Origin of the sequence: Sphingopyxis sp., assembly GCF_035250425.1 — a bacterium.
In the GTDB taxonomy this organism is placed as follows: Bacteria; Pseudomonadota; Alphaproteobacteria; order Sphingomonadales; family Sphingomonadaceae; genus Sphingopyxis.
Genome location: NZ_DATFFD010000242.1, coordinates 40,141 through 46,562, shown reverse-complemented (window position 1 = coordinate 46,562; position 6,422 = coordinate 40,141). Strand labels below are relative to the sequence as shown.

The following is a 6,422-nucleotide window of genomic DNA, read 5'->3' as shown; positions in this document are numbered from 1 at the left end:
TCGCGCGCGGCAGGACCGCGAATATGGCTATGGGCCGCTTCGCGCGATCCTGCCCGGCGTGACCAACAAGATCACCGAACTCACCGGCTATGCCGAAGCGACCGTCGAAGTGATGCCCAACCTGATCGCATCGGGCGGCGTTCGCCTGTCGCACGCAAAACTGGGCGGCGCGGCCGAAGGGGTGTCCTTTGCCTTGGCGCAAGCGAACCGTGCGACGACCGCATCACGCAAAGAAACCGATCTGCTGCCGTCCTTCTCGCTGCTCGCGACGCCGCTCCATAACGTCCGCCTCTATGCTCGCTATCAGGAAGGTTTTCGCCCCGGCGGCCTCGCGGTCGACGGCAATTTCGTGCGGCGCTTCCTCAACGACCAGGTCCGCACATGGGAAGCGGGAATGCGTTTCGGCGACAAGGGGCAGAGCCTGCTCGACGCCAGTATTTCGATTTCGCACAGCCGCTGGCGCAATATCCAGGCCGATTTCATCGATAGCACGGGCTTTCCGACGACCGCCAATATCGGGGACGGCCGGATCACCAGCCTGTCGGGCGCGGTTGCCATGCGGCCGACCGCCGCGCTGACCTTCGAACTCGGCGCGGTTTACAACCACAGCCGCGTCGACGATCTCGCGCCGCAGATTTTGCCGGTGTTCGACGCCGCGCCAGGCCGCCTCGGACGCATCCCCAATGTCGCGAGCCACGCGGTGCGCGGATCGGTCAATTACGCCACCGTCATCGGCGACGAGGATTTCCGCGTGAACGGCTGGGCCAGCTATATCGGCCCGTCGCGGCTCGGTATCGGGCCGGTACTCGGCGAAAGCCAGGGCGATTATGTCGACACCGGGGTCGCGATGCGCGTCGGCAACGCACGCCGCGGCTTCTCGCTGACGCTGACGAACCTGTTCGATTCACGCGGCAACCGCTTTTCGCTCGGCACACCCTTCGTCGAGGGCAACGAGGGCTTCATGACCCCGCTCCGCCCGCGCACGCTCCGGATCGCGGTGGACGTGGCTTATTGAAAAATCCTCCCCGTGCCGCAGGCATGGGGAGGTGGCAGCGCGTAGCGAGTGGTGGAGGGGTTGGCTCATAACCCCTCCACCACTCGCTACGCGAGCGGTCCCCCTCCCCACCACTTCGCGGCAGGGAGGATCTATCAATCCGCCAGCGTAATCCGCTCGTAGCGATCCATATGATAATCATGACTGCCGAACTGACCCTCGATCATCGTCGCGCGCTTGAAATAATGGCCGATCGCCAGTTCCTGCGTGATGCCGATCCCGCCGTGCGTCTGGATCGCATTCTGCCCTACGAAGTTCGCGCCGCGCGCGACCTTCGCCTTGGCGGCCGAAACCGCCGCCATGCGCTCATTGGCGGGCAGGCCCAGCTTCAGCGTCCCCATGATCGTCATCGAGCGCGCCTGTTCGACCTCCATGAACATGTCGACCATGCGGTGCTGCAGCACCTGGAATTTGGCGATCGGCACGCCGAACTGCTTGCGTTGCTGGGTATATTCCAGCGTGCCCTCGTGCAGCTTCTGCATCACGCCGGTCGCTTCGGCGCAGACCGCAACGGTCGCTTCGTCGACAATCTGCCCGATCAGCGGCAGGCCGGTGCCTTCGCCGCCGAGCAGCGCGTCGCCCGGGATCGCGACATTCTCGAAATAGATTTCCGATGCGCGGCTGCCGTCGACGGTCGGATAGTCGCGGCGGACGATGCCGGGAAGATTGGCGTCGATCAGGAACAGCGACACGCCATCGCGGTCGCGGACATTCCCACCGGTGCGCGCGGTGACGAGCAGATGCGTCGCCCACGGCGCGGCATAAACGACGCCCTTGTGCCCGTTTAGCACATAACCCGCACCATCCTTCTTCGCGGTCGTGCGCAGATTCGCGAGGTCGTAGCGCCCCTGCGGCTCGGCATAGGCAAAGGCGATGATCGCATTGCCCGCGATGATCTCCGGGATCATCGCATCGGCCTGCGCGCCGCCGACGGCCTTGAGCGCCCCGCCCGCGATGACGACGGTCGGAAGATAGGGCTCGATCCCGATGACCTTGCCGAGTTCCTCCATCACGATCGCGTTTTCGAGCGCGCCGCCGCCGAGGCCGCCATGCTCTTCGGCAAAAGGCGCGCCGAGCATCCCGAGCTCCTGCGCGAGCGCGGTCCAGATCGCCGGATCGCGACCCGTGTCGCTATTGATGAACTTCTGACGCGTTTCGAAATCATAAGTGTCGCCGAGGAATCGGGCGAGCGTGTCGCGGATCATGTCCTGCGTTTCGGTGTAGGTGAAATCCATCGTTCGTCCTCTCATAAATAGGGACTGTCCCTATTTATCGAATGCAATTTTCTCGATCGATCCGGCGCCCGTGGATAAATAGGGACTGTCCCTATTTATGGGCGCCGGCGCGTCACAATCCCAAAACCATCTTCGCGATGATGTTGCGCTGAATCTCGTTCGACCCGCCATAGATCGTCGTCTTGCGCATGTTGAAATAGGTCGGCGCGGCGCGATGCGCATAATCGGGCCCGATCGGATGCTCGTTGTCGCCCCCAAGGTCATTGGCGCCGAAGCCGCGAAAATAGGGCGCGCCATAATGGCCCACGGCTTCCAGCGTCAGTTCGGTCAGCCGCTGCTGGATCTCCGACCCCTTGATCTTGAGCAGGCTCGATTCCGGCCCCGGACCGCGATTTGCGTTCGGGCCGGCAAGGCTGCGCAGCTCGGTGAATTCCAGCGCCGCCAGGTCGACTTCCAGCTCGGCGACCTTGCGCTTGAAAAAGGCGTTGGCGAGCAGCGGCTTGTCGCCGTCGAGTTCGGTGCGGGCGATCGCCTTCACCTTCTCGATCCCGCGCTTCGACGCCGCGACGCCGGCGATGCCGGTGCGTTCGTGGGCGAGCAGGAATTTGGCGCAGGTCCAGCCCTTATTCTCTTCGTAAACGCGCTGCGATTGCGGCACGCGGACATCCTCGAGCCACACTTCGTTGACTTCATGCTCACCGCCGAGCGTGATGATCGGCCGCACGGTGACGCCGGGCGACTTCATGTCGATGAGCAGGAAGCTGATGCCCTCCTGCTGCTTGGCTTCCTTGTCGGTGCGGACGAGGAAAAAGCCCCAGTCGGCATGCTGCGCGAGCGTCGTCCACGTCTTTTGCCCGTTGACGATATAATCGTCGCCATCGGCGACGGCCGTCGTGCGGAGCGAGGCAAGGTCCGAACCCGAACCGGGTTCCGAATAGCCCTGACACCACCAATCCTCGCCCGACAGGATGCGCGGCAGGAAATGGGCTTTCTGCTCGGGGGTGCCAAAGGTGTAGATGACGGGGCCGACCATCGCGAGCCCGAAGGGCATCAGGCGAATGCAGTCGGCGCGCGCCGTTTCTTCGGACCAGATGAAGCGCTGCGTCGGGGTCCAGCCGGTGCCGCCATATTCGACCGGCCATGTGGGCGCGATCCAGCCCTTTTTGTACAGGATCTTGTGCCAGGCGAGGAAATCCTCCTTGGACATCTCTTCGCCCTCATCCTGCTTGTCGCGCAGGTCGGCGGGGTAATTTTCGGCGATGAAGTCGCGCACTTCCTGCTGGAAGGCGAGATCTTCGGGGCTGAATTCCATGTCCATCACGAATCTCCCATTGGGCAATGGCGCACTTATACTGAGCGCTCACCTTTACGTAAACGGAAAGTTGTCGCTTGCAACCGTCCTTCCCCAATGATTGCGCTTAACACCCCGGCTTGTCCAGCACGCGCAGCAGCCCTCCTGCAGCACGGCCATCGAACGTGGAAGCTGGTTTTAGTGGCGCGTGACGAGCACTACCGCGCCGTCGCTGGCATAAGGCCCGCGAACCTCTGCTATTGTCAGGGCAACGTCGATGACCGAACCGTCGCGCGTCACCATCTGCGATGCGATGCGTGCGGGAGCGCCCGACCGAAAGACCGATTCGAGTGCCTCGACGAACGCCGACCGCTGGCCGACCGCGAGCAGCGCCGAAAAACGGACACGCCGGATTGCGGCGGCATCGACGCCGAGCAGGTCGGTCAGCATCGCATTCGCCGCCTCGACCGTTTCGCGCACCGAGATGCGGGCGTGGCCGATGCCGCCGTCGATCTCGACGGCATCGAGCATCGCCTGCCGCATATCCCCGGCGGCGAAACCCTCGATCGCGTCGCTGACATCGCGCAGGACGATCGCGCCGCCGATCGGCAAGGGAACCAGGTCGACATGCAGCCATTGGCGCGGGCGGAGCATGCCGGGGACATCGCCCGAAAACCGCTCGCGATGGTCGAGCAGCCGGTTGACGTGATGAAAGATCAGACTGTCCCGCAGGCCCGGCAGCGCGACCATCAGTTCCTCCCCAATCAGACCGGCGGCCGCGATCTCCAGCATATCCGAGGCTGCGGGGTTGAGCGCGGCGACACGCCGTTGCCGGTCGATCAGGATCACGCCGTCGCGGACCGATTCCACAAGGCCGGCAAGCGAGGATTGCAAGATGTCGGACGCCGCCGCGACCTCCCTCGCCACATCGCCATCGAGGCGGCGGTAATCGTCGAGCGAAATCAGCACATGCGCATCCTTGCCGTGATGCGTCACGACCACGGGCTTGCGCGCCGACTGCAATCGCCAATTGGCAAAGCCGCGGATGAAGTCGGCCGCCGAGACGCGCTGCGGTTCCTGTGCCGTTGCCACCATATCCCCCTGCAAGCCGGTCAATCCCCTGTTCCCTATAACCCGGCATCGGCCTGCATTCGGTCTGGAAGGGATCAATCGGCGGGCGATCGTGTCCGGAACGGCGCCATTGCGCGAGCGATCAAACCAGCCGCGCTTTCCCGCAGCGCAGCGCGTTGACCCGTGTATCGGCTTGCCCGACATGCACCCCGAGCAGGCCGGTGAGGTCCGACAATACGGTGTCGAGCACGGGCGCAGCCAGCGCCACCGTCTCACCGACCACCGTCGTCAGCGCCTTCAGGTTCAGGCCGAGCCCGAGGACGTTGACCTCGAGTTCCATCCGGTCCGAAAGCGATTTCGCGGCGCCCGCGACGAGGCCGGTGCTCGACACCGTCTTCACCTTGCCCTCGTCGATTTCGGCGCGCGAAAAAGCGACCGGCTTTTCATTGAGGTCCGACAATAGGAGTTCGGCCTCCGCATCGACGCTGACGAGCGGCAATTTGACGACACGCGCCGGCTGGGGATCGAGCGGGCGCTTCATGTCCTGAAAATCGCTGTCGGGAACCGTCCCGATCGCCACCATCGCCGGCGACGTCACGACGCCGAGCGACACCGCGGCTGTGCTGTTCGCGCTGCAATCGATGTCGGTGATCCGCGCCGTCGCCGACCCCAGTTCGGCGAGCACGGGGATATGGACGCTGGCGAGCGGCGTCGCGACGCGCGTATCGATCTTCAGCCGTACCTGCGCGGTGCGGACAATGACATCATTGGTGTCCGTCACCGCGATCAGCGGCGAGCCCACCGGCGGCTCGCCAATCATCAGCGCGATATTCACCCCCGATCCGCCGGGCAGGTTGCTCGCCAGCGACAGGTCGACCTGCCGGTTCGCATTGCCGAGCAGCAACATCGCGCGAAGCAGGCTGAGCGCATTGACCTTGACCGGATTGGCGGCATCGACGCGGATGCTCGACGACCGCGGGCCCAGGTCGATCGCGCGCGACGGCAGCAGGGTATGAGGTAACGCGCGGTCGGCGATATGCCCGAGCGCGCTCGCCGCCTGCCCGTCCGACGCGCTGGCGAGCGCCGACACGACCTGCGGCACCGTCGCCTGCGCGTCGAGCGTCTGGCCAAAGGTCAGCACATCGGCGTCGAGTTCGGTCCGTAGCGCTTCGGAGAAGGCGAGCAGATCGATATCGGTGCTCGCGAGCGCATTATAGTCCATCACCGACAGGTTGACCTCGCTGCCCGTCAGGCTCGACAGCAGCGCATTGGGAAGGCCACCGTTCAGCGCTGCGACGCGCGACCCGAGCGAAAAGGCCGCATAACCGCGTCGGGCGCCGGTCGCGGTCGCACGAATGATGCTGTCCTGCCGGCCCGTCAGAAAACTGCCGAAGAACAGCGAGCGGTCGCGCGTCAGCGTGATGCGCACCGCGTTCGGCGACGCGCCGCCGCCCGCAAAGCGCTGCTCGGCCTGGATCGACGGATCGGCGGTGTAGGTGCCGGGGTCGAGCACGGCGATACGGATGCCGCAATCGCAATTCGCCGCAATGATACGCTGCGCCGCCGCCCACTCCTCGCCGGGCTGCCCAGCAGCCGCCATCGCCGCGGCATCGGCGATACCCTGCAATTTGCGGCGATCGAGATAGAGCGAGCCGAGATCGACCGCGAACGCCGCCGACCCGATCAGCATCGTCATGCCGAACGCGGTCGTGATGCTGATGCTCGCACTGCGATGGCGGACGAGGCGGCGAAGGAAGGACAGCATCGCCAT

Annotated in this window: 5 protein-coding genes; 1 reads left to right on the top strand and 4 read right to left on the bottom strand. The window is 64.7% G+C overall.

Annotated elements, in window-relative coordinates:
* Positions 1-1,015: TonB-dependent receptor domain-containing protein (locus tag VJ811_RS14850; protein WP_324073708.1), on the top strand; the 1,015-nt coding region annotated here is incomplete at its 5' end.
* Positions 1,016-1,149: 134 nt separating this feature from the next.
* On the opposite strand, the gene VJ811_RS14845 is transcribed toward VJ811_RS14850, so the two are convergent.
* From VJ811_RS14845 to VJ811_RS14830, 4 genes are all read right to left on the bottom strand, one after another.
* Positions 1,150-2,289 carry an acyl-CoA dehydrogenase family protein gene (locus tag VJ811_RS14845; protein ID WP_324073706.1) on the bottom strand — a complete coding sequence of 380 codons (1,140 nt, stop codon included), beginning with the start codon at positions 2,287-2,289 and terminating at the stop codon, positions 1,150-1,152.
* A gap of 112 nt (positions 2,290-2,401) precedes the next feature.
* Positions 2,402-3,607, bottom strand: a complete 1,206-nt coding sequence (locus VJ811_RS14840; RefSeq protein WP_324073703.1) for an acyl-CoA dehydrogenase family protein — start codon at positions 3,605-3,607, stop codon at positions 2,402-2,404.
* Between the two features lie 171 nt (positions 3,608-3,778).
* On the bottom strand, positions 3,779-4,696 hold the full coding sequence (locus tag VJ811_RS14835) for a PAS domain-containing protein (protein ID WP_324073701.1): 918 nt from the start codon (positions 4,694-4,696) through the stop codon (positions 3,779-3,781).
* A gap of 97 nt (positions 4,697-4,793) precedes the next feature.
* Positions 4,794-6,422 (bottom strand): TadG family pilus assembly protein, encoded by a 1,629-nt coding sequence (locus VJ811_RS14830; RefSeq protein ID WP_324073698.1) that lies wholly within the window; start codon positions 6,420-6,422, stop codon positions 4,794-4,796.